The sequence below is a fragment of the Rhodococcus zopfii NBRC 100606 = JCM 9919 genome (assembly GCF_001895025.1).
Lineage (GTDB): Bacteria > Actinomycetota > Actinomycetes > Mycobacteriales > Mycobacteriaceae > Rhodococcus > Rhodococcus zopfii.
Map to the genome: position 1 here is coordinate 1 of NZ_BCXI01000005.1, position 26199 is coordinate 26199.

The window sequence follows — 26199 nt, forward strand, 5'->3', positions numbered from 1 at the left end:
GGGGTCCGAGTTCGTAGGGGATCTGCAGGATGCGGCGGGTTTTGGCGTCGATGTCGCAGTTTCCGGATGCGACGGAGTGAAGGATGCCGTTGTAGACGAGGTCCCAGAGGTCGGGGTTGCCTTGGATCTCGCTGATCTTGAACGAATGGATCTCGTTGCCGTGGGCGTCTTTCAGTCGTAGGACGCGGGAGTATCCGTCGGCGGAGAAGCGGATGCGGGTGAGGTGGTAGGTATCGACCCACCTGCTGCGCCATTGCACCCACGTCGCCCCGGCGGCGGTCCAATAGTTCCTGGCGGCGCGGAACATCATCCAGGAGAAGAAGAGGAGAATCACCCAAGCCCCCCACATTTGGAGCCACCCGAAACCGCCGTCCCTCAGGGTTCCGAACGCCGCGAGGAGCCCCGCGGTCAGCGCAGCAACGGTGTACTGCGTTCGCACTGATGGCTGGATCCATTCGAGCATGGGGCCGATCTCGGAGGGGGGTGGCGGCGGTGGATTGCGGGGCTCACGGTCCTGACACGTGTGTTCGATTCTCGTTTCGATCCGTGGCGCGCGGGGCGGCCGGGGTTCACCGGTGATCGGATCTGGGATCGGAGGCAAATCGGATGCGTTCATAGTATGTTCCTCAGAACAGATTGCCGACCCAGCGAGCCGCTGAGCCGGCAGCGCCGGAGATGTCGTCCCAGTGTTCGATCACTTCACCGACTCCGAACGCGACGCCGACGCCGGCTCCTACGGCAAGCAGTGTGACTGGCCCACCAGCAGCGCTGGCGAGGATCAATTCGGTTGCGACGGTTCCCGCGACGAATCCGCCGACATCCTTGGCAACAGCTTTGACTGCATCTCCCCGGTCTTCAGCGTTTGTGACGTCGACGAAGGTTTGCACTGCTGTCAGGCCGAGCCCGAAGCCAGGAACCTTGGCGCCAACCTTGCCGAGAACCGAACCGCTTTCGAGGACTGCGGCCTTGTCCACCAGGCGAAGCTCATCGAGCGTGTCCAGGGTACTGGCCCCCAAGATTCTGACTGCGAGGTTGTCGCCGCCAAGCCCCGCGAGTAACCGAGAGTTCTCTGCGACGAAGCGGGCGGCGTCGTCGGCGCTGCCCTGAAATGCTCGAATCGCCCTGGCCGCGGTCGCTTCCGGATAGGGGTCACCCAGTCGGGCGGCTTCCGCAGCGAGTTCACGGAACCGGGTCAGCATCGCTGCCCGGTCCGCCGCAATGGGACCCCACTTGGACAGTTCGTTGAATGCGGTGCCGATGTATCCGGTGACGGCGAAGGCTGCGAGCCAACCCCATTGCGCCTCGGCGTCCTTCAGGATCGTGGTGGGTCCGCGAAGCGCTTCCGCGAACCTGCTGTGCGCCGCGCCCTCGATTTCACGACCCTCGGCAGCGGCCTCGAGCGCGGCGTTGTATGCCGCCACCTGACGTGCACGAAGGACCTGCGGTGCCACGTCGTAGGAGGTCGGATCGATCTCGATCGGTTCACCGATGCCGATCCCGAATTCCACGGGAATTCCGGCGTCCGCCGCAGTCGTTTCGGCCTGCGTCATGCGGGCGCGCGCGGTGACGAGTTGGTCGGCGAAGGTGCGGAGGGCGGCGGCGATCGAATCGGTCTGGTCGGCAACGGCAGTGGTTCCGGAGATCATGCTGTCGAGCTGCCGCCGAAACTCGTCGCCGGTGGTGCCGATGAACTCGTGTTCCGACTCGGCACGACCCGCGCGAGCCGACGCCAGCTGCTGGTTCACGCCGGCGGCGAGACCGGCGAGTGAGTCGGCGCAGGTGTAGCACGTCGCGGGATCGCCGAAGATCCGTGTATCGATGCTCATCGCTCGCCGCCCTGGGCGATGTTCTGCGTGTTGAGGGCTTCGAGTTCCCGGTAGTCGCGCAGATTGTTCCGGGTGAGATCGGCTGCGTTGGCCAGCGATCGCACCGCCAGGTCGAGTGCGGACGCGAGCGCACCCAGGGATTCCGCGAGCAACGCGGTGGATGCTCCGGCGTCGGGCAGATCCGTACTCTCGGAACCGAGTTCGTTGATTCCGTCGGCGCCGGCGGCCAGGTGCCGGGCCACCGCGTCGAGGTCCCCGATTTCGATGCTCACGAGGTTCCCGCCCGTCCGATCGGGTCACGCAGCCAGCTCCGTGGCTGTGTGTACTCGTCTTCCGACGGGGGAGGCGGCGGTGGGGGTTGCTTGCCATCGAGGAGGACCAGGTCGTATCCGGTGGTGCGGTGGATTTCCCGTAACCCTGCGCTGTCGACGCCCATCCACGCCTGCCGTGGGCCGCAGCAGCGGATCAATTCCGGAAGTGACGTGTAGGCAGGCAGCGCCAATCGGCCGTCGGACAGAGTGCGCATCTCCAGCAGAACGTCCTCCGCGCTGCCACGCCGACGGGTCGGCACAAACAGAATTTCGCCCACCGAATCCCCCGCTTCCGCCGCACCCCCGTACGACCCGCCGGGGACGATACCGCAACCGTGATGAGTTTCCGGGCACTGCCCGGTCTGTACACGCGACACCATTGCTGCGACCTCGGGAGACCGTCATGACCTCGACTTCTGCGTTCACGAGTACCCGCGCCGATGCGGCTGCGCCGTCGAAAGGTGCCCGTATCGCCGGGCTGATCGTCAGCGGACTCGTCGTGCTGTTCCTGCTCTTCGACTCGGTGATCCACCTGCTCAACACATCTCAGGTCCAGGAGGCCATGACCGATCTGGGCTTCGATCCGAGCCTCAACCGGGTGTTCGGCATCGTGCTGCTCGTGTGCCTCATCGCGTACGTGATCCCCGCGTCGTCGATCCTCGGCGCGGTACTGCTCACCGGCTACCTCGGTGGCGCGGTCGCGACGAACCTGCTCACCGAACAGCCGATCGTGAGCACGACCCTCTTCCCGATCTACACCGGCATCTTCGTGTGGGGCGGCCTGTGGCTGCGCGACCTCGAGGTCCGGCGGATCATGCCGATCCGGCGCGGGTGACCACGACGAACGGGCCGACCTCGGTCACCGTGAAGCGCGGATCGTCGAACAGCGACTTCGGGTACGTCACCGTGTAGCGGCGCACGTTCGGGTCGTTCGGGTACACGTCTTCGGCCAGCCGGAGCGTGTACCCTTCGGCGCTCTGCCGGAACACCACCGCGTCGGGGGCCCGCCACGGTGCGGTGTCCCACGCCGCGAGCAGTTCGTCGGGGGTCTCGAGCTTCGACCAGTCTTCGATCGCCGCGGCCCGTGCCGAGAAATCCGCGAGTGGGTTCGCGTAATGCGAAGTGAGAGCCTGGAATCCGTAGTAGGGGTAATACGCGAGGAAGGTGGTGTCGGCGGTGAGGACCACGATGTCGTCGCGGTCGCGGCCGAGCCGCGAGGTGATGGTCTCGTCCACTTCCGCGAAGTACGACGCCGCGCCGGGCGGTCGCTGGTCGGCACGCTCACCGTTGCCGTCGGTGTCGGTGTAGGCGACGGTGATCTCGCCGGCGAGGACCTGCGGAATGTTCTGGGTGAATGCCACCGCACCGAGGGCGCCGACGGCCATGAGGGACCAGCGCACCCGTCGATTGTCGCTCGTGGCCAGCACGATCCAGCGGGTGAAGTCGACGAATGCGAATGTGCCTGCGGCGCCGAGCAACACCAGCAGGATCACCTCGAGCCGGAACGCCAGGAGCGTCGTGCCGACGGCGGTCAGCGCCAGCGACGCGAGATACCACAGGTAGACGGCGACGACACCGAGCCCGAGGGCCTGCGCCCGCCGCGACGACGAGGCCCGGCCCACGAGCCACACGGTGCCGAGCAGGCACAGCAGGCCGATGAGCGAGGCGTGGAACATCGGCAGCGGCAGTCGCGCCCCGGCGTCGGGCAGGTAGTGGGTCGCGGTGCCGGAGCCGGCGAGCGACGCACCGCCGAGCACGTCGAGCAGGAACGGCAGCCACACGATCAGCGCGACCACCACGGCGATCGCGGCGATGACCGCCAAACGGATCACGACGGGAATCGCGGCGCGCCACGTCCCCGACGCGCGCCACGCGAGCACCACCGCCATCACCGCCATCACCACCACAGCGAACGCGGCCAGCCCCAGGTACAGGGTGTAGAAGGTCGCGGCCAGGCCCAGGAACAGGCCGGTGCCGACCACCGCCCCCCACCCCTGCCGTGCGTGTTTTTGGCAGCGGTCGCTACCGGAAACGCGCACGGGAGCGAAGGCGCCCCACGCCAGCACCAGGGCGGCGGGCAGCAGCAGCGCGATGATCGCCCCGTACGGCTCGGGGGAGCCGTACGCGAGCACGATCGCCGTCGTCGCGGTCGCGACGAGCACGGCCAGATCCGACCGCACCAGCTCCGACCACAACACCACGGCCACCGCCGCCGTCACCGCGAGCGACGCGATCGCGTACGGCTTGAAGGCCTCCCAGCCGTCCATGCCCAGGACGTTCGCGACGCGACCGCCCACCCAGAACCAGCCCGCCGGATAGAACGGCGGCAGATCCGCGTAAGTCATGTCCTGCAGCGCCGCCGAATCCGTGAACCGCGTCAGGTATTCGGTGCGGAACTCCTGGTCGACGGAGATGCCGTGCAGGTACAGTTTCGTCGCGGCCAACGGCATCCCCAACGTCGCGGTCACCAGGCCGGACAGGCCCGCCCACGACAACACCCGCGCCACCCACGGCGACCGGCGCCGACGCAGCAGCCACACCGACACCGCAAGCATCACCAGCGCCGCGAACTGCAGCACCGTTGTGATCGCCTGGGTCACATTCGACGAATTGAACGCCGGCCACTGCACCCGCGCGAACGCGAACAGTCCGACCGCCGCGACCACTGCGGCGACGACTGCAGCGCACACGAATTGCACGAGCGTCGAGACGACGCGGCGTGCGGGGGCTACTTCGGAGGCGGTGAGCACCATCCGAGCATAGGGGGATGCGCGGTGCCACCCGCGGCGTGGCAACCGCAGATTCGAGTAGTGCAGACACTGGCATCGATGCCCCTTCGCCCCGCATGCTGGACGGAAGCGACGGTGGCCGAACACGCCACCGACAGGAGCAGGGCCGCCATCGCGTGGGGGTCACCCGGAAGCACCGGGTGAAGCTGAACGGAAGGCTGAAGAACTCATGACACGAACGTCGGTTCGCGCGTTGTTCGCTGCCCTCGTGGCAGCACCGCTCCTCGTGGTCGGGGCCGCACAGGCCGCGGCGGACCCAGTGATCCTGCCGGGCGAGCCCGGCGGCCCGATCGGCGGCCAGTTGTCCGACGACGAAGACGTCGAGCCGTATCAGTGCGTCGTGGTCGGGCAGCCCGGCGTCGGATACGCGTCGAACGAAGCCGGGGAAAGCGGCGACGTGAACGGCGTGTTCACCAACGAAGGCTTCGTCAACCACGCGTGTTACGGGCCGAACGACGGATTCGCAACCGGAGTCGGCTACCTGCAGTAGCGACGCGACTGCCCCGCCGGATATCGAATCCGGCGGGGCAGTGGTGAGCAGAAATCTAGACCGGCAGCTTGCGGAAGATCGCGCGCGGGATGTGCCGCAGCACCATCATCACGAAGCGGAACGGTCCGGGCGCCCACACGATTTCCTTGCCCTTGTCGGACGCGGCGACGGCCAGCGCGGCCACGTCCTCCTTGTTCACGGTGAGGGGCGCTTCCTTGACGTGGGCGCTGAACTTGGTGCGCACCATGCCCGGTCGCACGACGGTGACCTTCGGGCCGAACGGGGCGAGCGCCTCACCGAGACCGAGGTAGAAGCCGTCGAGGCCGGCCTTGGTTGAGCCGTAGACGAAGTTGGCGCGCTTGACGCGCTCACCGGCCACCGACGACATCGCGATGATCCGGCCGAAGCCCTGCGCTTTCATCTTCTCGCCGATCAGCACACCGACCGACACGGCCGCGGTGTAGTTGATGTTCGCGACGAGCACGGCCTTGCGCTGGTTCTGCCACAGTTCCTCGGCGTCGCCGTCGAGCGCGAACGCGACGACTGCGATGTCGACGTCCCCACCCGCCCATGCTTCGTCGATGACCTTGGGGTGGCTCTCGGTGTCGAGGGCGTCGAAGTCGACCAGGTCGACCTTCGTGGCGCCGGCGGCCTTCACCTGCGCGACCGCGGCCTCGCGCAGCGGATCGTTCGGCAGCGCCGCGAGCACGACGCGGGCCGGCGCTTTGCGCAGGTACTCCTCGACGATGGCCAGGCCGATCTCGGAGGTGCCGCCGAGCAGCAGCAGGGTCTGGGGATTACCGACGGCGTTGATCATCAGTGCAGTTCCAACCTTCTGGACATATCGGAGGCGAAGACGTTGGTGGGGTCGACGGAGCGGCGGACCTTGAGCCACTCGCCGATGCGCGGGTACATCGCGTGGAACGTCTCGGCGGTGGTGCGCGAATCCTTCGCCGTGTAGAGGCGACCGCCGAACTCGAGGACGCGCTTGTCGAGCTCGGTGACGAACTCGTTGAGGCCCGCCTTGATGGGGAAGTCGACGCAGATGTTCCAGCCCTTCATCGGGAAGCTGAGCGGCGCCTTGTTGCCCTCACCGAACACTTTGAAGACGTTGAGGAACGAGTAGTGCCCGGACGTCTGGATGTCGCCGATGATCTTGCGGAACTCGTCGACGGCCTCGGGCGGCACCACGAACTGGTACTGCAGGAAGCCCTTGGAACCGTAGGCGCGGTTCCATTCCCCGAACAGATCCAGCGGGTGGTAGAACTGCGTCAGATTCTGGACCTGGCCGGTGGCGTTCTTCGTCTTGCGGTAGTACAGCTCGCCGACGACGCTGAAGTCGAACTTGTTCGCCAGACCGTTCGGGAAGATGTCGGGGAACGTCAGCAGGGTCGGCGCGTTGAACCGCAGCGGATCCTTCTGCAGCTTCTTGGGCAGCTGGTCGAGTGTGGCGAGGGAACCACGCGACACGGCGGCACGGCCGAGCTTCGGCGGCGCGGAGATCGCGTCGAACCACGCGCTCGAGTAGTCGTAGTTGTCCTCGGAGCCGTCGCTGTGCAGGGCGATGGTCTCGTCGAGGCTCGTCGTGCGCACGCTGTCGGCGATGAAGTACGCGGTCTCGGTGGGCGTCATCTCGATGGTCGCGCGCAGGATGATGCCGGTCAGGCCCATGCCGCCGACGGTCGCCCAGAACAGCTTCGCGTTGCGGCCGCCGGGTGTGATCGTGCGGACCTGGCCGTCCGCGGTGAGCAGGTCGATGGATCGGACGTGGTTGCCGAAGCTACCGGCGCTGTGGTGGTTCTTGCCGTGGATGTCGGAGCCGATCGCGCCGCCGATGGTGACCTGGCGGGTGCCCGGCAGCACCGGAACCCACAGGCCGAACGGCAGTGCGGCCTTCATCAGCTGGTCGAGGGTGACGCCGCCGTCCACGGTGACGAGCCGGGAGTCCCGGTCGATCGTGTGGATCTTGTTCAGCGCCGTCATGTCGACGACGAGGCCACCGGCGTTCTGCGCGGGGTCGCCGTAGGAGCGTCCGAGGCCGCGCGCGATGACGCCGCGACGCAGATGCGTCGGCTTCGACTCGTTCTGCTCCGCGACCCGAGCGACCGCTGCGGCGATCAGCTCGACGTCGGGGGTGGACAACACCTCCGCGGTGGTCGGCGCGGTGCGCCCCCAGCCGGTCAGAGTGCGGGTCTGGGTGGGGAGCGGCGCAGGCGCCTGCTCTGCAGCTGTCGTGGACATCGGCATAGAGGCTACCCGCGCGTACGGGCAAGTCCGCAAGATGCCGTTTGTCACCCGCCGTACGGTCGCGTGAGGATCTCGAGGCTGTGGCCATCCGGATCGTCCCAGTACACGCCGCGGCCGCCGTCGTTCGTGTTGATCTCACCGGACCGCCGGTGCATGGGATCGGCCCAGTAGGGGAGGCCGCGCTCGCGGATGCGCCCGAAGATCTCGTCGAATTCGGATTCGCCGACGAGGAACGCGTAGTGCTGGGGCCGGACGGGCCCGCTACCACTCATGAAGTCGAGGGAGACGTCGTTGTCGACCTGCACGACCTGGAACGGGCCGAACGGTTTCGGAGCGGGGAGCCCGAGGATGTCGGCGAAGAACCGGGCGGAGGCATCGCGGTCGGTGGCGTGGACGATGGTGTGGTTCAGTTCGACGGCCATGAACCGATCGTGCAACCTCGAGTCGGCTCGAGGTCAAGGCCCGCGCGACCTGCACGTTATTCTCGTCGTCGTGCCCGAAACCCACGACGTGTCCGAGCCCGAGCATCGGGCGCCGCTGCCGGTGGAGATTCCCGTCACCGAGAACATCGCGGACGGGGCTCTCGACCTGAAGACGCAGATCGTGCGGTTCGTGCTCACCGGCGGTCTGTCGGCGATCGTCGACTACGGCCTGTACGTGCTGCTCATGGCGTTCGGCGTCACCCGCGACCTCGCGAAAGCGATCTCCTTCGTCGCGGGCACGACGACCGCGTACCTCATCAACCGGCGCTGGACGTTCAAGGCGGAACCGAGCCGCGCTCGATTCGTCGCGGTGGTGATCCTGTATGCGGTCACCTTCCTCGCGCAGGTCGGGATCAATCGGGTGCTCAACGAGTCGCTGCCCGATCAGTGGTGGCGTGTCCCGTTCGCGTTCGTCGTCGCGCAGGGCACCGCGACGGCCATCAACTTCGTGGTGCAGCGCGCGGTGATCTTCCGCATTCGCTGAGTTCTGTGTGGATTCGTGTTCGCTGAGCGGACGAAAATCCACACAGAACTATCCGCGTTGCCTCAGCGCTGCCCGGATCTGGCGGACCACACCGTCCGGGTCCCGGGTCAGGGAGTGCCAGGTGAACCGCAGCACGTGCCAGCCGGCATTGACCAGCACGTTCTGTCGTTCGGTGTCGCGACGGTGCCGGTGGGCGTCGCGATGCCACGCCCACCCGTCGACCTCGATCGCGAGACGTTGCGTCTCGAACGCGACGTCGATCTCGAACCCGCAGCTCCACACATGCGCGCGCCAGCCGGCCAGCCCCGCGTCGCGCAGCAGGCGATGCAGGGTGCGTTCGGCCTCCGAATGGCCGCCCTCGCCGGCCGAGCACAACAGCAGCGCCGCCGAGCGCGCACCGTGCCGGCGCGAGTTGCGGCGATGCACCTGCCGGAGGATCTCGAGCGAGGTGTGTCGCTGCAATGCCCGGTCCATGAGCACTGATCCGTCCGGTATCTCCACCGCCGCCTCGAGGACGGTGAGCGGCAGCGCGGTCACGTACAGGCCCCGAACCAGGACCACGTCCTTCCAGTGCAGGTCGCGGCGGCGGAGGCGGATGTCGCGATCGCGAGGACGCGTCCGGTGCTTGGGGACGGTGACGTAGTGCCGCGCCGGTGGGTGTTCGAGGATGCCGTGCCACCACGCGGCGCTCGGTCCCCAGGCCACCGCCTCCGATCCGGCGCCGTAGACCGCCGCCCGCAGAAGCACCGCGTCGGTGCGTTCCCGGTCGGCGCGCAGGTAGACGCCCGTGTCGAGCGTCGCCCACTCACCCGTGGCGAGCAGCCTGCTCACCATCGACGGACTCATGCCGTTCTCGAGTGCCTGTGCACGGGTGACGACGCCGTCCTGACGGGCCATGATCGCGTGGATTTCTGTTCGGTCCATGCCACTTTGGACGCGAGCCGGGCGGATGCGGTTCCGGCGCCGCGCGTTCTGTGTGGATTCGTGTTCGCGTGGCGGACGAAAATCCACACAGAACGATCAGAACTTCGGGAGTCGCCCGGCGTCCCTGGCTTCGGCGAGGGTGGGTGCCGCCTGATCCTTCCCCGACAGCTCGTACTCGAGCGCCCGCCCGTCGGGTCCGACGGTCGGCCAGTCGATCCCGATCGCCGGGTCCAGAGGATGCACCTCGTGCTCGCGTTCCGGGTTGTAGCCCGTCGAACACAGGTACACGACGGTCGAGTTGTCCTCGAGCGCGAGGAACCCGTGACCCAGGCCCTCCGACAGGAAGGTCCCACGCCGATCGACGGTGTCGAGCAGCACCGAATCCCACTGCCCGAACGTGGGGGACCCGGCCCGCAGGTCGACGACCACGTCGAGCACCGACCCGGACACGCAGGTCACATACTTGGCCTGCCCCGGCGGCACGTCCGCGAAGTGGATGCCGCGCAGCACCCCGGCCGCCGACACCGAGCAGTTCGCCTGCTGCAGGTCCAGTGAGCGCCCAGTGGCCTCCGCGAACGTGGCCTGCTTGAACCACTCGAGGAACACCCCGCGGTCGTCTCCGAACTGTTTCGGGGTGATCTCCCACGAGCCGGGCACGCTCAGTTCGCGGTACTGCATCACAGGTCCTTCCCGCGTTCGAGCAGATCGAGCAGGTAGCTGCCGTATCCGGATTTGAGCAGCGGCTGGGCGAGAGCGGCGAGTTCGTCGTCGGTGATGTAGCCGCGACGCCACGCCACTTCCTCGGGCGCGCCGATCTTCAGCCCCTGCCTCTCCTCGATGGTCCGCACGTAGTTCGAGGCGTCGAGCAGCGAATCGAAGGTGCCGGTGTCGAGCCAGGCCGTGCCGCGCGGCAGCACCTCGACCTGAAGTTTCCCGGCGTCCAGGTAGGCGAGGTTGACGTCGGTGATCTCGTACTCGCCGCGGGCGGACGGGCGAAGTCCCTTGGCAATGTCGACGACGTCGTTGTCGTAGAAGTACAGCCCGGGCACCGCGTAGTTCGACTTCGGGTCGGCAGGCTTCTCTTCGAGCGACAGCGCGCGGCCGTCCCCGTCGAATTCGACGACGCCGTACGCGACGGGATTCGACACCCGGTACGCGAACACGGCGCCGCCGTCGAGCCCTTCGAAGCGGGTGAGCTGTGTACCGAGGCGAGGGCCGTGGAAGATGTTGTCGCCGAGGATCAGGGCGGCGGTGTCGGTGCCGAGGTGCTCGGCGCCGAGGACGAATGCCTGCGCGATGCCGTCGGGTCGCTCCTGGACGGCGAAGCTCAGGTTCACTCCGTACCGGGAGCCGTCGCCGAGCAGCCGCCGGAACTGCTGTGCGTCGTGCGGGGTCGTGATGACGAGAATGTCGCGGATCCCGGCGAGCATCAGCGTCGAGAGCGGGTAGTAGATCATCGGTTTGTCGTGGACCGGCAGCAGCTGTTTGCTCACCGCGAGGGTGAGCGGATGCAGTCTCGACCCGGTACCGCCCGCCAGGATGATTCCGCGCATGCCGGTCAGTGTCCCATGAGTAGGGTTGGCGGAATGAGGCTGCTCGTCACCGGTGGTGCCGGATTCATCGGCGCGAACTTCGTGCACCGGACCGTGGAGGACCGGCCCGACGTCCGGGTGACCGTCCTCGACAAGCTCACCTACGCGGGCAACCGAGCGTCCCTGGACCCGGTCGCCGATCGGATCGCGTTCGTGCAGGGTGACGTCGCCGATGCCGCGCTCGTGGATCGGCTCGTCGCCGACAGCGACCTGGTCGTGCACTTCGCGGCGGAATCCCACAACGACAATTCCCTCGGCGACCCGGCCCCGTTCGTCCACACCAACCTGGTCGGGACGTTCACGCTGCTCGAGGCGGTGCGCAAGCATGGGGTGCGCTACCACCACATCTCCACCGACGAGGTGTACGGCGACCTCGACCTCGACGACCCGGCGAGGTTCACCGAGTCGACGCCGTACAACCCGTCGAGCCCGTATTCGTCGACCAAGGCCGGCTCGGACCTGCTGGTGCGGGCGTGGGTGCGTTCGTTCGGGATTGCCGCGACCCTGTCGAACTGTTCGAACAACTACGGGCCCTACCAGCATGTCGAGAAGTTCATTCCCCGCCAGATCACCAACGTCCTCGACGGGGTGCGCCCCCGGTTGTACGGCTCCGGGCGCAACGTGCGGGACTGGATCCACGTCGACGACCACAACAGCGCGGTGTGGACGATCATCGACAAGGGCGAGATCGGGCAGACCTATCTGATCGGGGCGGACGGGGAGACCGACAACCGGACCGTCGTCGAAACCATCCTCGAGCTGTGCGGCCGGGACCCCGCTGATTTCGACTTCGTCACCGACCGGCCCGGTCACGATCTGCGCTACGCGATCGACTCGACACGGCTGCGCACCGAACTCGGCTGGAGCCCGCGCTACGGCGACTTCCGCAGCGGCCTGGCCGCGACCGTCGAGTGGTACCGCAGCCACGAGGACTGGTGGCGTCCGCTGAAAGCCGCCACCGAACGCGCCTACGCCCGCACGGAGACCATCCTCGAGCACTGACCTGCGCGAACATCGGATCTGCGGGCAAAGCACGCAATCCACACAAACCGGAGGAGTGAGTGCCCGGCGCGGCGCGCATCCTGCGGGTACCCCCTCGGGCGCTGATACTGTCGCATCCGGACCGCATCAGGATCGACCACACGGGGAGTAGCTCGATGGAGCAGGCGACGGCCGGCGACACGACACCGATCGACAGCAATATCGGCGCTCTGGAGGAGGTTCTCACGGAGCCGGCCGGCCGTGATCGGCTGATCGTTCAGCGCGGCCTGTTCGCGTCGCTGTCGCCGCGGGTGCCGGAGAAGATGTACGTCTTCACCAAGGGTGCCGCTGCGGCAGACCGCACCGGTCTACAGCTCGCCGACGGCGCGTCCGCAAACACCAACACCTACTTCGGCCGGTTCCCCGCGAGCTTCTGGCAGCGCTGGACCGACGTCGACACCGTCCACATCGAGCTGGCCTACGCATCCTCGGGCTCGGCGACGTTCTCGGTGTGGGCGTCCGACGCCCGCGGCCGCGAACGCCTGGTCACCGTCGAGAAGGTCTCCGGCTCCGGCGACCTCGACCTCGACCTGACCATCGAACGGTTCGTCGACGGCGGCGCCCTGTGGATCTCGGCGGAAGCCACGTCCGGCTCGCTGAACATCTCCGACGTGCGCTGGACCGTCGCCGCTCCCGAGCACCTGCGTCCCGCCGCTGTCGTCATCTGCACGCACAACCGCGCCGACGACTGCTCCGTCACGGTCGGCACGCTCGCCTCGGACGACGGCGCGATGGCCGACATCGACGCCGTGTGCGTCGTCGATCAGGGCACCGACCAGGTGCAGACGCGCGCGGCGTTCCGCGACGTCGCCGACCGTCTCGGCAACAAGCTCGTCTACATCACCCAGCCCAACCTCGGTGGCGCCGGTGGTTTCTCCCGCGGCATGTACGAGATCACGGGCTCGCCGAACTCGGCGCACGCCAACGTCATCCTCATGGACGACGACATCCTGTGCGAACCGGAATCGGTGCTGCGGATGAACGCGTTTGCGAACATGACCGTGCAGCCGACGATCGTCGGCGCGCAGATGCTGTCGCTGAGCAACCCGCAGATGCTGCACGTCAGCGCCGAACGTGAGGTGCTCGACGAGATCACGGCCGGCGAGCTCACCCCCGGCGCGCGCATGGGCATCGACCTGGTCAAGAAGAAGCAGGACGCGCGCTTCGACGCCGGCTGGAACGGCTGGTGGACGTGCCTGCTGCCCGCCGAGATCATCGCCGACTGCGGCCTGCCGATCCCGCTGTTCTTCCAATGGGACGACATCGAATACGGCATCCGTGCACGTTTCGCCGGTCATCCCACGGTGACGCTGCCCAACGCCGGTGTGTGGCACGCCGACTTCTACCTCAAGGACTACGACGACTGGGCGCGGTACTTCAGCATCCGCAACGGCCTGATCGTCTCGTCGATCTACGGCCGGTTCGACGCGAACGACATCTCCAAGTACCTGTTCCGCAAGATCGGCGAACTGATCGTGTCGATGCAGTACGGCCTGGCCGCCACGTTCATCAAGGCCGCCGAGGACTTCCTCGCCGGCCCGGACTTCCTGCACGACGGTGGCCAGGCGGTGCTCGGTGAGCTGCGCGAACTGCGCGCCAAGTACCCGGAGACGCAGCCGCAGTCCGCGGCGAAGGTCGGCGCCGACTCCGATCCGCACACCCAGATGTCGGTGTGGGAGTTCGAACCGGACAAGAAGCGCGAGGGGCTCGTGCTGGCCAAGCGGGCCGTGCAGCAGTTCACCGGCCGCGTCGACCGGCGGTCGGTGACCGTGCCCGCGCACTTTGCGAACTGGTGGCACGTGTCGCTGTTCGACAAGGCCGTGGTCACCGACTCGTCGCAGAACGCGGTGCGGGTACGGCGCCGCGACAAGGACACCGCGGTCGACCTGGCCAAGCAGGCCGCGAAGGTGTGCTGGCGGCTCCGCAAGGAAGCCCCGCGGATGAAGAAGGTGTGGCAGGAAGCCCTTCCGCAGCTCACCAGCCGCGAGAACTGGGCCCGGCTGTACGGCATCGCGGAGTAGCCCGTGCAAGCGCGGCCGGTGCCCCTGTTCGTCGGCATCGGTACCGCGCTGATCGGAACGGCATTCTCGTGGGTGCCGTCCCTGTGGTGGGACGAAGCCGCCACCATCTCCGCCGCGAACCGTCCCGTCGGCAAACTCGCCGACGTACTCGTCGAGTGGGACGCCGTGCACGGCCTGTACTACCTGGTGATGCACGGCTGGTTCCAGCTCGTCGGCATCAGCGAGTTCACCGCCCGGTTGCCCGGCGCGCTGATCCTCGGTGCCGGTGCTGCCGCAGTCGCGGCCGTCGCGCAGCTGCTCGCCGGCGCCCGGACCGCGGTCGCGGCGGGCGTCGTCTTCGCGGTGCTGCCACGGGTGACGTGGGCCGCCACCGAGGCCCGCTCGTATCCGTTCGTGATCGCCGGTGTCGCGGTGTTGTCGTGGTTGCTCGTCGTCGCGTTGCGCGCCCCGTCGACACCGAAGCGGATCCTGTGGTGGACGCTGTACGCCCTGGTCGCGGCGCTGTCGACCGTGATGTTTCTTTACAGCGTCACCGTGCTCGTCGCCCACGCCGTCACGGTGTGGTTCGCCCCCGCCCGCGACGGCCGACGATGGCGGGACCGCAGCCGATTCCTGGTCGCCGCGTCGGTCGCGACGGTGACGTCCGCGTCGTTCGCCGCGCTCGCGATCGCGCAGTCGAGGCAGGTGTCGTGGATCCCGCCGATCGACCGGACCGTCGTGAAGGTCGTCCTCGTCGAGCAGTGGTTTCCGCAGGCGCCGTGGCTGGCGGTGATGTGCGGCGTGCTCGTCGTCGCGGGGGTCGCGACGCGGCGCGCGCTGTCGTCGGGGGAGCGGACCCTGCTGTGGCTCGCGGTCCCGGGATTCGCGGTGCCCATGGTTCTGTTGCTCGCGTACTCGCTGCTCGTCCGCAACGTCTACCTGGACCGATACCTGTCGTTCACCGCGCCGGCGGTGGCCTTGCTGGTCGGCTGGGCGGTCGCGCGGATCGCCCGGCGCCGGTGGGCGGTCGTGGCGGTCCTCGCGGTGACCGCGGTCGCCGCCGCGCCCGCGTATGCGCAGCAGCGGCAGCCGTTCGGGAAGGCCGGAGGCATGGACCACAGCGCCGTCGCGGACCGGCTGATCGAGGTGTCGCAGCCCGGCGACTGCGTCGCGTTCGAACCGACCATCTCGTGGCAGCCGACGTCACCGCGATCCATCGCCGACGCCCGGCCCGACGCGTTCGTCGGCCTCGTAGACATCGGTCTCGACCGCACCGCCGTCGACCGCGACCAGCTGTGGTCGACGGACGTGCCGCCGGCGGTGCTCGCACAGCGGGCACCCGGCTGCGCGCGGTTGTGGGTGATCGCCGACGGCGATCGCGTCCGCGGGTGGACGCTGCGGCATCCGAACAACGTGTTGTGGCAGTTCGCGCCGTACCGGTTCACCGACACGGAAACGTTCCGGGCACTCGCGGCGGCAGGATTCGAGATCACCGGGCGCGAGCACACCCACCACATGCAGATCGTGCGGTTGGAGCCGGTGGATCAGACCCAGTAGGCGACGCGCGAGCGATAGTTGCGCATGGCGACCAGGGCGAGTGCCCAGCCGACGACCGTCACGGCCAGCACGATCACCCAGTGGTAGAGCTGCTGGTCGCCGCCGAGCAGCGGGGTGCGCACGATGTCGAGGAAGTGGTACAGCGGGTTGAGCTCGGCGATCCGGGCGCGACCCTCGTTGCCGGTGCCCTCGAGCGTCTTCTCCGTCCAGATGATCGGTGTCATGAAGAACAGCAACTGCACGACGCTGCCGAGCAGCGGCGCGATGTCGCGGTAGCGGGTCGCCAGGATGCCGAACACCAGCGACACCCACACCGCGTTGATCGCGATCAGGGCGAGCGCGGGGACCGCCATGATCGCCGTCCACTTCAGCGGCTGCGGAAACACGATGAGGATGCCGATGTAGATGACGATGTTGTGCGCGAACAAGATCATCTGTCGCCACACCAGCCGGTACACGTGCACGCTCAGAGGTGTCGGCAGCTGTTTGATCAGGCCCTCGTTGGACATGAAGACGTCGGCGCCCTCGAGGATCGAACCGCTGATCAGGTTCCAGATGATGAACCCGAGCGCGACGTACGGCAGGAAGGTCGCGACGTCGAGGTTGAACAGCGTGCCGTACAGCACACCCATCGCGATAGCCGAGACCCCGGTGGCGATCGTGATCCAGAACGGGCCGAGCACCGACCGCCGGTATCTCTGTTTGATGTCCTGCCATCCGAGGTGGAACCACAGCTCACGATGGCCGAAGCCCTCGCGAAGGTCCTGGAACGCGCGCTTGAACGTGCGCGAGGACGATTCGATCGGGGCGTCGTCGACAACGGATGGGGCAGACACGAGTACCGAGAGTACTCGGGGCGAGATCGTGCCTACCCCGGCGAGGTCGACCCCGGAACGGTTCTGTGTGGATCTGTGCCCGCCCAGCGAACACAAATCCACACAGAAGGGCAAGACCGGGTCCGGCGACTCGACGAGATCCGCGGCGACCAGGAGAACTCGGCAGCTTCCTCGCGTTCTTCGGTCGTGGGCTGGAGCGCCTGTCGAAACCCATCGCGATGTTCGACGCTGCGGGTCTGAGCCTGTTCGCCGTCACCGGCGCGGCGGCTCTGTGCTTCGTTAGCCGGATGATCGGGTGTCCGTTACGGCTCAACGCTCCGGGCCCACGCGGATTCGACGATCCGGACCCGCCGAAGCGGGTGTGATCGAAACCGGTGTTGTTATCCATACTCGGGCGCTTGCTCGCAAACAACGCCGTACTCGATCGACTGCTCGCCGATCCACGCGCTGGCGACGAGCGCGCCGAGGGCGATCGTTCAGTTCGCTCCTCGAATGCCCGACGACGAGGCCCGAGGGCTGAGGGCTGAGGGCTGAGCCTGCGAACTGCGTTCGCCGTCGTACGGCGACGCGTCGTGCGGAACCGTTGCAGGTTCGTGCATGGGTCGGAACTTGTCAGCCACTCGGTCTATACAGTTCTGCTGGTCTCCTTCGAGCAGAGCAGGGTGGTTGAACCGAGTGATTACCGGTGACGTCAAGAGCAAGGTCGACGCGGTTTGGGATGCGTTCTGGACGGGCGGCATCTCGAACCCGCTTGAGGTGATGGAGCAGATCACGTATCTGCTGTTCATTCGACGTCTGGACGACGAGCAGACCCGCGCGCTCAACAAGGCCAACATGCTCGGACGTGATCCGGAGGGCAACCCGTTCTCGATCGGCACCGATGAGGACGGCCGCGACTACAACGACCTGCGCTGGTCGGTGTTCAAGAACATGCAGGCCGACGACATGTTCCACACCGTCGGGGAGCGCGTGTTCCCGTTCATCAAGAGCATGCGCGGCGAGGAATCGACATACGCGCACTTCATGAAGGACGCACGTCTGACGATCCCGAACGCCGCGATGCTGGTGCGCGTGGTGGATCGGCTCGACAAGGTGCCGATGGAGAACCGCGACACCAAGGGCGACATCTACGAGTACCTGCTCGCCAAGATCGCCAGCGCCGGCCAGAACGGTCAGTTCCGCACGCCGCGCCACATCATCCAGTTGATGGTGGAGATGACGCAGCCCAAGCCGGGCGACCGCATCGTCGACCCCGCGTCGGGTACGTGCGGCTTCCTCGTGGCTGCGTCGGAGTACATGCGCGAGAACCATGCCGACGAGATCAATTCGGGTGCGGGCCGCGAGCAGTTCCACCACGACATGTTCCACGGCTTCGACTTCGATAACACGATGTTGCGCATCGGTTCGATGAACATGCTGCTCCATGGCATCGAGCAGCCCGACGTGCGCTACCGGGACTCTTTGGCCGAGGCCAATACCGATGACGCGGGCGCGTACTCGCTGGTCCTGGCCAATCCGCCGTTCGCCGGCAGCCTCGACTACGAGAGCACGGCGAAGGACCTGCAGCAGATCGTCAAGACGAAGAAGACCGAACTGCTGTTCATGGCGTTGTTCCTCCGGCTACTGCAGCCGGGTGGCCGCGCCGCGGTGATTGTGCCTGACGGCATTCTGTTCGGTTCATCGAAGGCGCACAAGACGTTACGCAAGGTGATCGTCGAAGATCACAAGCTCGACGCGGTCGTGAAGCTCCCGTCGGGTGTGTTCAAGCCGTATGCGGGTGTGTCGACGGCGATCCTGTTCTTCACGAAGACGGATTCGGGCGGCACCGACAATGTGTGGTTCTACGACGTGCAGTCCGATGGTTATTCTTTGGACGACAAGCGGACTCCGCTCCTGGACGAGAGCAAGCTGGGTGTGCTCGCAGGTGAACTGCCCGACGACGAGCACGCGAAGAACAACCTGCCGGACGTGCTGAAGCGCTGGTTCGACCGCAACGACGGCGAGTTGGGCCGGGCGCGCACCGCGCAGTCGTTCTGCGTGCCCAAGGGTGACATCGCGGCGCAGGACTACGACCTGTCGCTGAACCGCTACAAGGAAATCGTCCACGAAGAAGTGGAACACCGCGCGCCCGAGGAGATCCTGGACGAGCTGGATCGGCTCGAGAAGGAGATCGTCGACGGGATGGCGCAGCTGCGGGAGATGCTTGCCGGGGGTGCGGAGTGAGCAAATGGCCGAAAGTTGCTCTCGGAGACGTTGCCGAGATCGTTTCAGGGGGTACGCCGAAGTCTGAAGTTCCGGATTACTGGGACGGGACCATCCCGTGGGTGACTCCGAAAGATCTCAGCGGTCTTCGCGGAGCGATGATCGATGAAACACCGAGGACAATCACCGAGGAGGGATTGGCCAAGTCCTCGGCCGCCGTATTGCCCGCGGGATCTGTGCTTTTCAGTTCGCGCGCACCCATTGGTCATGTGGCAATCAATGCGGTGCCGATGGCGACAAACCAGGGATTCAAGAGTTTCGTGCCGAAGGCTGGTGTGGTCGACGCAAAATACTTGTACCACTGGCTGCGTGCGAATCGTACATACCTTGAGAGCCTCGGCAACGGCGCTACGTTCAAAGAGGTATCCAAAGCGACGGTCTCGCGTATCGAGGTCCCGCTTCCTCCGGTGCCGCAGCAGAAGCGCATCGCGGCCATCCTCGACCACGCCGACACCCTCCGTGCCAAGCGCCGCGAAGCGATCGCCCGCCTCGACGAACTGACCCAGTCGATCTTCATTGACATGTTCGGTGACCCATCAAGCAACAGTCGGGGACTGCCAGCTATGCCCCTCAGAGACGTCGTCGTCGAGGGCGACAAGATCAATTATGGTGTCGTGCAACCCGGTCCCGATGTTGCGGTCGGAGTTCGTTTGGTCAGGGCGGGGGACATTGGTGACGGTCGGGTTGACCTGCGCCACCTCAGGCTAGTTTCGAATGAGGTGGACAACAAGCATCGGCGATCTCGTCTGCAAGGGGACGAGATTCTGATCAGCTGCGTCGGCTCAATTGGTGCAGTCGCGCTGGCTACACCAGAGTTGAAAGGGTGCAACATTGCTCGTGCAGTCGCACGTGTCCGCGTGGGGGAGGACATGCGAAGGGAGTACATCGCCGCATGTCTGAGTGCGCCGGGAACTCAGCGTTACTTCACGAAGGAGCTGCGAACTGTTGCTCAACCAACGTTGAACATCAAGCAGATCGAAGAGGCGCAGGTCATCGTGCCAACCTTGCGAGAGCAGGACCAATTCGTTTCGCGCGTCAAGGAGGTCGACAGAATTCGTTCTGTCGTATTGGCATCACTTGTGGCGATGGACAAATTGTTCGCTTCGCTTCAGTCACGAGCGTTCCGGGGTGAGCTGTGACCACCTCGCCGGCGATCACCGTCCCCGTCTGGCAACAGTTCATGCGACCTGTGCTGGAGGTCCTGTCGGATGGCGTCGTCCGACCGCGCCGGCAACTGCGGGACGAGACGTTCGCGCACATGAGGCTCACCGAATCGCAGCTTGCAGAACAGCTTGCGAGCGGTCAGCCGCGTGCCGAGAATCGGATCGGCTGGGCAATCTCGGATCTGGTTCGTGCCGAAGCAGTATCGAAACCTGCGCGTGCACAGTTCCAGATCACCGAAGCCGGTCGAAAGCTGTTGCAGCAGTATCCGAACGGATTCACCGAGAAGGACTTGCAATCCATCCCGGCGTACCGGGCATACGAACCGCCGACGCGAGCCACGGCGTCGGTGAGTCCGATAGTCTCAGCCGAAGACGCCGAGCTCGATCCCGTCGAACAGATGGAGTCGGGTGAGCGGCGGCTGCATGCGGATGTCGGCGTCGAACTCATCAAACGGCTTCGGGCCCAAGCCCCGGAGTTCCTCGAACAGTCTGTGCTCGACCTGCTCGTCAACATGGGATACGGCGGCACCGAGAAGCTCGCACAGCGTCTCGGCGGCAGTGGTGACGGGGGAGTGGATGGCGTCATCGACCAGGATGCGCTCGGCCTCGACCGTGTCTACGTCCAGGCCAAGCGCTACGGGCAGGGCAACGTCGTGCAACGCCCCGAGGTGCAGGGGTTCGCGGGCGCGCTGCAGGGTGTCGGTGCAACGCGGGGAATCTTCATCACCACAAGCTCCTTTTCGCAAGGAGCGATCGAGTTTGCGAAGAGCATCTCCGACTCCGCCGGCAACACCCGCATTGTCCTCATCGACGGTGAGCGACTGGCACGGTTGATGATCAAGTACGGCGTCGGCGTGCAGAGCGTGCGGACGTTCACCGTTGTCGCAGTAGACGAGGACTATTTCGAATGACCCAGAGCAAGAACGTGTATCCGTCGGCATCCGAGGAGAACTTTCGCGAACTCGCAAGCGACGAGAATGCATTGGGCATATGCCTTGACCTCGTCGCGTTGTATTTGGGCCTGGCCTTCGATGATCCGGCCTCGGGCGAAGTCGAGAGTTGGACGTTGAGCTGCCTGCCGACGACCAACGGAGGGCAACGTTTGTTCACGCTCAATATCGGGCCGATGGAAGTCCTCTACGTCGAGATCCCATACCTCGAGAACAGAGATACCGACGTGTGGTCTGTGTCGATGTATGTCTCCCGGACGGCACTCGAGGAACGGACCGGAAAGTCGTTCGATGACTGGACTTCGGACTTTCCGAATCTGGGATTCCACCGATCGCAGCTTGTGTCGGCTGAGGGCGACGCCGTCGTCATCAGGATCAATCTGCTCGATGACGCTTCGAACGAGGAGTTCGTGACACTCGTCGATGATGCCGCGCTGCTCAGGCGCCTCGCCGACAGGCTGGTCGCCAAGGGGAAGGGGCCGTACGGCCACTACCATAATCGATGGTTTGCCCAGGCGGTACTCGATCACCTGCGCGAGGCGCCGGACGAGGCACTCATGTAGTCCCAGATCGCAGCGTCGAGCGCACCGGTACTGCATCCGTACTTCGCGGCCGCAGCAACAAGTTCGCTCACGCGGTCGTAGTCCTTCCAGTACTCGATGCCGGCGTCGCGCACGAATCGTCGAATATGTACATCGACGGCAGTGTACTGGGAGGACCCCGCAAGCACGGCGATATACGCGACGGTCTTCGGGTCGACGAACCTGATGCGGCGCAGCGCATTCCGAAACGCGCGACCCCGCTCGTCGTCCGCCAGGATGCTCGCAAGATCCGTAACCGTTTGGATTCCTGCCGCGTGGAATGTTTCGGTCAACAGGTCGATGACGTGAAGCTTCTGCTGTCCTCGCCAATCGAGAACACTCGAAAGATCCTCTGAGGCCATGCGTTCCCGGAACCCGCTCAATGTATCCGCATCGGGCCAGATGGCAATCAGCTTCTCGACGCGGGGGCGCACGGTGGACTGATAGCGAGCTTGTCGTTGTAGCGCTGCGTCGCAGATGATCGCACCGATGTGCGGCCAGCCGCGGGTGACTTCGGTCGGCTCGAGACCCACAGCATTCACGTGTGCCAACAGGCGGTCGACGTCACCGGCTGCAATCATGTAGCGATGGTGGCACAAACCTGTATTGCTTGAAAGGACTACCACCTGCGGAATTTCGCCGTAGGAATGGGAAATCCCAGTGCATGTAACGTCGTATGCGGTGTAGCCGACTTCGGTGCTCGTGGGATGACGTCAGAAATGGGAGATCGCGGATGAGTGCAGTATCGAAGGGATCGAAGACCGACCTTGCCGATCTCGGGTATGAGGTCGTGTTCGTCTCCGGTGCGCCTGCGGGCGTGGTCGACCTCATCGCCGTCCTTCTCACCGCCGAAGGACGGGTGCGATCGGACGAGGACTTCGTCTTCTTCAACAACCCGAAAGCCCCAGGGTTCCAGCTCACGTCCGACACGTCCGCGATCGTCGATCTCTCTGCAGTTCCCTCCGACATCCACCGGGTGCTCGTTGCGGCGAGCACCGAAGCACAAGGGCAGCGGTTCGGTGACGTCCCCGGGCTCCGCGCGGAGATCCGTGGCGCCCGGCAGACCTTCGAGTTCACCCCGCCCGGTCTGACCACCGAAACCGTATTGCAGGTCGTGGCGTTCTACCGCCGCGGAGCGGGATGGCGTCTCGACGCGGTCGGTCAGGGCTATCAGGACGGCCTGGCTGCGTTCGCTACCGACCACGGCATCGTCGTCGACGAACCGGGATCCGCCCGGGGAGAGTCTGCACCGGCGAGTCCGCAGGCTGCTGTCGCCCCGCCCGAGCTGGCAGCGCGCCCGGTCTCATTCGAGAAGGTTCAGGTCTCCCTCACGAAGGATTCCGCGGACAAGACTGCCCGGATCGACCTACGTAAATCCCAGGGCGACCCGAACTGGGTGCTCACCGTCGGCCTCGAATGGGACGGTCGCGGAGCCACGTACGACCGCTCCGGCGAGGTGAAGAAGTACGGCGAGGGCGATCTCGATGTGTACTTCTACTGCCGCAACGAACACACCAACGACTACGTCGTCATCAGCGGCGACCGCGGCCACCGCGGCGATCTCGGGACGTGGCCCTTCATCCATCACTACGGAGACAGCAAGGGTCCGGGTCGCGGCAAGAAGCCCGCCGTCGAACAGGTTCGGGTGCTCCCCAATGAGAACGGCGATCTGCTCGTCAACATCTATCAGAGCGTCGACAACGGCATCGGCGCGATCGACAAGTTCGGCCGGCCACGCGTCGTGATCCGTTACGGTCGGGCCGGTAAGGACGGACTGCCGGGTCCGGACGCCGACGAAATCCTGGTGTACGTCGGGAATGGGAAGAACGCCTACTGGGCGACAGTCGCACACATCGACGTGCAGGACGGTGTGCTGACCGTCGACGGCGAAACCCGTTACAGCAGAATCGGAAGCGAACGTATGCCCGGTCTGGATTCGAAGAGCACCTGGGTGCGGAGCCCGAAGGGTGGTCCCACAGGGCGGAGCAAGAAGCGCAACGGCGGCCTCGGTCTCGACCGCTACCACGGGACGTGCCCGCGATAGAAGCGGACGCCCTGCGGGCGGCTGCATTGAACCGATCGGAGACCCTACGGGTCCCTGTATTGCCTTCGGCCCCTTCGGCCCCTTCCCCAACGCTGCCCGGTCACCATGCCCCGATAGACCATCTCGGCCAGCACTTCTGGCCCCACATCGCAGGTGACGTGTGGCTTGTGCTGGACCCGGTCGTTCGTGTCGACCCGCACGATCGGGTGCTCCACCACCAGCTGCGGAGACGAAGGTTACTGGTGCCCAGTCGGTTTCGAATGCGAGGAATGGCACCCCGGTTCGCAGCGTCCATGCGCTGACGTCGGACTGTGGGAGACGAGCGACGAAGGTGCGTCGACGCGCCTCGGATACCGGAACGGCCCTCGTGCACGTAGACGCAGATGAAGTGGCTCGAGCCCTTTCGACCGGGGTGGTCGAAAGGGCTGGACAGTCAGAGCGTCGGTGATGAACCTGGTGGCCAGGTGAGAGATCGGCCGGTGCGGACGTGCGCGCTCGCGGCTGATTGCTGGTGCTCGCCTCTGAGGGGCGTGTGGATAGAATCCACCCTACGGTGCATGACAGGTCCAATCTGTCGTGTGCCCAGACCCCGGAGTGGTGTTGGTAGCACCTTCCGGGGTCGACCTGTATTCAGGCCGGTGCAGGGATGATCGCACGGGCTACATCCAAGGTCAACTCGAACACGCGTTCGCCCCGAGAGCATTATCAACTTTTATATGGTCCTCCCTTATAGAGGCTGATAAATTCTGATACATGGATCCGGTGCTCAATCCGTTCAAGCCCGGCGCTGGTCTCCGGCCTCCGATTCTCGCAGGTAGAGACTCTCTTTTTGCCGACTTCGACGTGGTTCGGCGGAAGATCGCAGAGCTGGGCGAGGGGGATCGAAGCTGGATCCTCACGGGGCTTCGCGGTGTCGGCAAGACCGTGCTCCTCGGCGAGCTCCAGCGGATCGCTCTCAACGAGGGATGGATCGTTGCCAAGTTCGAGGTCCGACGCGAGCATTCTTTCGCCGAAGAGTTGGCCACCGCTTTGTTCAGTAGCTTGCGGACTGCGAGACGGCAGGACAAGGAGGGGAAGCTGCACAACGCGCTGCGTGTGTTCAAGTCGTTCACTCTGTCGATGAATCTGGGTGTGTTCGCGTTCGAGGCGGAGCTCGAACCCGCTGCCGGCTATGCAGCCTCCGGGCGCCTCTCGACAGACCTGACCGACCTGCTCGTCGAACTCGGTGAAGCAGCACGATCTGCCGGCATCGGTGTCCTGATCCTCGTCGACGAGCTGCAGGAAGCCGAGAGTTTCGAGATGGCAGCATTGAGTACCGCCATGCACCAGATCAACCAGACATCGCCGGTGCTGCCCGTGTTCTTGGTAGGTGCGGGTCTACCGTCCCTACCTTCCCAATTGGCGTCGGCGAACAGCTACGCCGAACGGCTCTACCAGTTCCGCACGCTGTCCGTCCTCGGGGACCAGGATGCACGAGCTGCCCTGGTGCAACCCGTCATCGAACGGGACGTCTCCTGGGATGAAGGCGCTCTCCGGATCGCGCTCGATGCCGCTACCGGCTATCCATACTTTCTGCAGGAAGTGGGAAAGGCTGTATGGAACAACGCGCGAGGGCCGGTTTTCACGGTTGAGGATGCCGAGTACGGCACCGACGACGCCCGACGTGAGGTGAATGCCGGCCTGTATCAATCACGTTGGGATCGTGCGACTCCCGCACAGAAGGACCTGTTGCGTGCGCTGGCGCAGGAAGGGGGAGGTGAGGGAGTCGCTGTCCGTCAGCTTGCCTCGGCGATGGGCAAGTCGAGCGCGTCGGCTCTGTCGGTGCCGCGGGACGAACTGATCAAGAAGGGCCTTGTCTACGCTCCGGAACGAGGGGTACTGGCTTTTACCGTCCCAGGATTTCACGACTTCATCCTTCGCCAGGATTGACCGTCGTGCCCTCGAGCTTCGGTACCTCGCCCTGCGGCGGGCACCTCGCCCAACGACGGATGCGGCGCACAATTCGTGTACCGTCACGCAGCTCGGCCAGAGGCTCATCTCGTCAGCCGATGTGCCGTTAGGGTAAGGAGCCATGCGAACCAGTGCGCAGGGTTGCACCGTCCAAGTTCATCTGTGGGACGGGAACCCGCATGGGACACGTGTCCTCAGCCGTGCGGGCTGGGACGGGTACCTCGTCGCGGTTCCGCGACGAGGAAGTCGACGCAGCACGTGCGCTCGACAAGGTGTGGGATCGGACCAGTGCTGTAGTCCTGCTCGGACAGGTAGGTAATGGTCGGGTGCTCGTCCGCATCAGCCATGCGAACTCGCCAGAAAAACATCTCGAGACCTGGGGCTCCGGGCAGTGGTCGCGCATGTTCGTGCTTGGTCGAGAATCCGCCTTCTCGCAGGTGATCGCACGCCAGTGCGCTATCGGTCTCATTCAGAGGGTCCGTGGCCATGAGCAAGCAGAAGTGGTAGACACCTATCCGACTCCACCGAAGCCCATCAGCAGGACTGTGCAGAACGGCGTCGATACATATCGAGGCCGCCGTAACGATGTTCGGCCTCTGCGGCGTCGAACTCTTCGACAACCCGCCTACAACCGAGCAGGCTGCTCAACAGCGTGAGCGACCGGCTCCGG

At 65.6% G+C, this 26199-nt stretch carries 26 protein-coding genes; 12 read left to right on the top strand and 14 right to left on the bottom strand.

Features of this window, described 5'->3' with window-relative positions:
• The 4 genes from RZ1_RS03535 to RZ1_RS03550 form a co-directional block, all read right to left on the bottom strand.
• On the bottom strand, window positions 1-439 hold a 439-nt coding region (locus RZ1_RS03535), incomplete at its 3' end, for a hypothetical protein (RefSeq protein ID WP_244899313.1).
• A 187-nt stretch (window positions 440-626) separates the two neighbouring features.
• Entirely contained in the window at window positions 627-1646 is a 1020-nt protein-coding gene (locus tag RZ1_RS03540; protein WP_238071628.1) for a hypothetical protein, read from the bottom strand.
• A 176-nt stretch (window positions 1647-1822) separates the two neighbouring features.
• Window positions 1823-2098, bottom strand: coding sequence for a hypothetical protein (locus tag RZ1_RS03545; RefSeq protein WP_072809307.1), 276 nt, complete (start codon window positions 2096-2098; stop codon window positions 1823-1825).
• A complete protein-coding gene (locus RZ1_RS03550; RefSeq protein ID WP_238071629.1) occupies window positions 2095-2352 on the bottom strand; it encodes an SAV_915 family protein in 258 nt (85 codons plus the stop codon). The genes RZ1_RS03545 and RZ1_RS03550 overlap by 4 nt, the downstream gene beginning before the upstream one ends.
• A 188-nt stretch (window positions 2353-2540) precedes the next feature.
• Between RZ1_RS03550 and RZ1_RS03555 the strand changes: the two genes are divergently transcribed.
• Window positions 2541-2972, top strand: a complete 432-nt coding sequence (locus RZ1_RS03555; protein WP_072809310.1) for a DoxX family protein — start codon at window positions 2541-2543, stop codon at window positions 2970-2972.
• Here the strand turns inward: RZ1_RS03555 and RZ1_RS03560 are convergent.
• Window positions 2950-4890, bottom strand: a complete 1941-nt coding sequence (locus tag RZ1_RS03560) for a galactan 5-O-arabinofuranosyltransferase (RefSeq protein ID WP_072809312.1) — start codon at window positions 4888-4890, stop codon at window positions 2950-2952. The genes RZ1_RS03555 and RZ1_RS03560 overlap by 23 nt on opposite strands.
• 205 nt (window positions 4891-5095) lie before the next feature.
• On the opposite strand from RZ1_RS03560, the gene RZ1_RS03565 reads away from it, so the two are divergent.
• Complete coding sequence (locus RZ1_RS03565; protein WP_072809313.1) at window positions 5096-5416, top strand: hypothetical protein; 321 nt, start codon at window positions 5096-5098, stop codon at window positions 5414-5416.
• A 55-nt stretch (window positions 5417-5471) separates the two neighbouring features.
• On the opposite strand, the gene dprE2 is transcribed toward RZ1_RS03565, so the two are convergent.
• From dprE2 to RZ1_RS03580, 3 genes are read right to left on the bottom strand one after another with little or no spacing between them, the layout of a single operon-like run.
• Entirely contained in the window at window positions 5472-6233 is a 762-nt protein-coding gene (dprE2, locus tag RZ1_RS03570; RefSeq protein WP_072809315.1) for a decaprenylphospho-beta-D-erythro-pentofuranosid-2-ulose 2-reductase, read from the bottom strand.
• Entirely contained in the window at window positions 6233-7657 is a 1425-nt protein-coding gene (dprE1, locus tag RZ1_RS03575; protein ID WP_072809341.1) for a decaprenylphosphoryl-beta-D-ribose oxidase, read from the bottom strand. Before dprE1 ends, dprE2 begins: the two co-directional genes overlap by 1 nt.
• A 50-nt stretch (window positions 7658-7707) precedes the next feature.
• Window positions 7708-8085 carry a VOC family protein gene (locus RZ1_RS03580; protein WP_072809316.1) on the bottom strand — a complete coding sequence of 126 codons (378 nt, stop codon included), beginning with the start codon at window positions 8083-8085 and terminating at the stop codon, window positions 7708-7710.
• 121 nt (window positions 8086-8206) lie between these two features.
• On the opposite strand from RZ1_RS03580, the gene RZ1_RS03585 reads away from it, so the two are divergent.
• Window positions 8207-8629, top strand: a complete 423-nt coding sequence (locus RZ1_RS03585; RefSeq protein ID WP_072809342.1) for a GtrA family protein — start codon at window positions 8207-8209, stop codon at window positions 8627-8629.
• A 48-nt stretch (window positions 8630-8677) separates the two neighbouring features.
• On the opposite strand, the gene RZ1_RS03590 is transcribed toward RZ1_RS03585, so the two are convergent.
• From RZ1_RS03590 to rfbA, 3 genes are all read right to left on the bottom strand, one after another.
• Window positions 8678-9553, bottom strand: a complete 876-nt coding sequence (locus tag RZ1_RS03590; RefSeq protein ID WP_072809318.1) for a type IV toxin-antitoxin system AbiEi family antitoxin domain-containing protein — start codon at window positions 9551-9553, stop codon at window positions 8678-8680.
• Window positions 9554-9649: 96 nt separating this feature from the next.
• Window positions 9650-10231 (bottom strand): dTDP-4-dehydrorhamnose 3,5-epimerase family protein, encoded by a 582-nt coding sequence (locus tag RZ1_RS03595; RefSeq protein WP_072809344.1) that lies wholly within the window; start codon window positions 10229-10231, stop codon window positions 9650-9652.
• Window positions 10231-11106, bottom strand: coding sequence for a glucose-1-phosphate thymidylyltransferase RfbA (rfbA, locus tag RZ1_RS03600; RefSeq protein WP_072809320.1), 876 nt, complete (start codon window positions 11104-11106; stop codon window positions 10231-10233). Before rfbA ends, RZ1_RS03595 begins: the two co-directional genes overlap by 1 nt.
• Window positions 11107-11139: 33 nt before the next feature.
• On the opposite strand from rfbA, the gene rfbB reads away from it, so the two are divergent.
• The 3 genes from rfbB to RZ1_RS03615 all read left to right on the top strand — a co-directional run bounded on the left by rfbB (window position 11140) and on the right by RZ1_RS03615 (window position 15743).
• Entirely contained in the window at window positions 11140-12147 is a 1008-nt protein-coding gene (gene rfbB / locus RZ1_RS03605; protein ID WP_072809321.1) for a dTDP-glucose 4,6-dehydratase, read from the top strand.
• Between the two features lie 155 nt (window positions 12148-12302).
• Window positions 12303-14207 carry a glycosyltransferase gene (locus tag RZ1_RS03610; protein WP_072809323.1) on the top strand — a complete coding sequence of 635 codons (1905 nt, stop codon included), beginning with the start codon at window positions 12303-12305 and terminating at the stop codon, window positions 14205-14207.
• Between the two features lie 3 nt (window positions 14208-14210).
• Window positions 14211-15743, top strand: coding sequence for a glycosyltransferase family 39 protein (locus tag RZ1_RS03615; RefSeq protein ID WP_072809325.1), 1533 nt, complete (start codon window positions 14211-14213; stop codon window positions 15741-15743).
• Here the strand turns inward: RZ1_RS03615 and wzm are convergent.
• Window positions 15731-16579, bottom strand: a complete 849-nt coding sequence (gene wzm / locus RZ1_RS03620; protein WP_072809326.1) for a galactan export ABC transporter permease subunit Wzm/RfbD — start codon at window positions 16577-16579, stop codon at window positions 15731-15733. The genes RZ1_RS03615 and wzm overlap by 13 nt on opposite strands.
• A gap of 675 nt (window positions 16580-17254) precedes the next feature.
• Between wzm and RZ1_RS03625 the strand changes: the two genes are divergently transcribed.
• From RZ1_RS03625 to RZ1_RS03640, 4 genes are read left to right on the top strand one after another with little or no spacing between them, the layout of a single operon-like run.
• Window positions 17255-18802, top strand: coding sequence for a type I restriction-modification system subunit M (locus RZ1_RS03625; RefSeq protein WP_072809328.1), 1548 nt, complete (start codon window positions 17255-17257; stop codon window positions 18800-18802).
• The gene (locus RZ1_RS30400) at window positions 18799-19980 is read left to right on the top strand and encodes a restriction endonuclease subunit S (protein WP_072809330.1); all 1182 of its coding nucleotides are present in this window, start codon (window positions 18799-18801) and stop codon (window positions 19978-19980) included. The genes RZ1_RS03625 and RZ1_RS30400 overlap by 4 nt, the downstream gene beginning before the upstream one ends.
• A complete protein-coding gene (locus tag RZ1_RS03635) occupies window positions 19977-20915 on the top strand; it encodes a restriction endonuclease (protein WP_238071630.1) in 939 nt (312 codons plus the stop codon). Before RZ1_RS30400 ends, RZ1_RS03635 begins: the two co-directional genes overlap by 4 nt.
• Complete coding sequence (locus tag RZ1_RS03640; RefSeq protein WP_072809332.1) at window positions 20912-21517, top strand: hypothetical protein; 606 nt, start codon at window positions 20912-20914, stop codon at window positions 21515-21517. Before RZ1_RS03635 ends, RZ1_RS03640 begins: the two co-directional genes overlap by 4 nt.
• On the opposite strand, the gene RZ1_RS03645 is transcribed toward RZ1_RS03640, so the two are convergent.
• Window positions 21481-22116, bottom strand: a complete 636-nt coding sequence (locus RZ1_RS03645; RefSeq protein WP_072809333.1) for a DUF8548 family protein — start codon at window positions 22114-22116, stop codon at window positions 21481-21483. The two genes, RZ1_RS03640 and RZ1_RS03645, sit on opposite strands and share 37 nt — an antisense overlap.
• A 152-nt stretch (window positions 22117-22268) precedes the next feature.
• On the opposite strand from RZ1_RS03645, the gene RZ1_RS03650 reads away from it, so the two are divergent.
• Both RZ1_RS03650 and RZ1_RS03655 read left to right on the top strand, forming a co-directional pair.
• The gene (locus RZ1_RS03650) at window positions 22269-23579 is read left to right on the top strand and encodes a TerD family protein (protein ID WP_072809335.1); all 1311 of its coding nucleotides are present in this window, start codon (window positions 22269-22271) and stop codon (window positions 23577-23579) included.
• A gap of 753 nt (window positions 23580-24332) precedes the next feature.
• Window positions 24333-25508, top strand: coding sequence for an ATP-binding protein (locus RZ1_RS03655; RefSeq protein ID WP_072809337.1), 1176 nt, complete (start codon window positions 24333-24335; stop codon window positions 25506-25508).
• 215 nt (window positions 25509-25723) lie between these two features.
• On the opposite strand, the gene RZ1_RS30405 is transcribed toward RZ1_RS03655, so the two are convergent.
• Window positions 25724-25876 carry a hypothetical protein gene (locus RZ1_RS30405; RefSeq protein WP_169917854.1) on the bottom strand — a complete coding sequence of 51 codons (153 nt, stop codon included), beginning with the start codon at window positions 25874-25876 and terminating at the stop codon, window positions 25724-25726.
• Window positions 25877-26199: the final 323 nt, after the last annotated feature.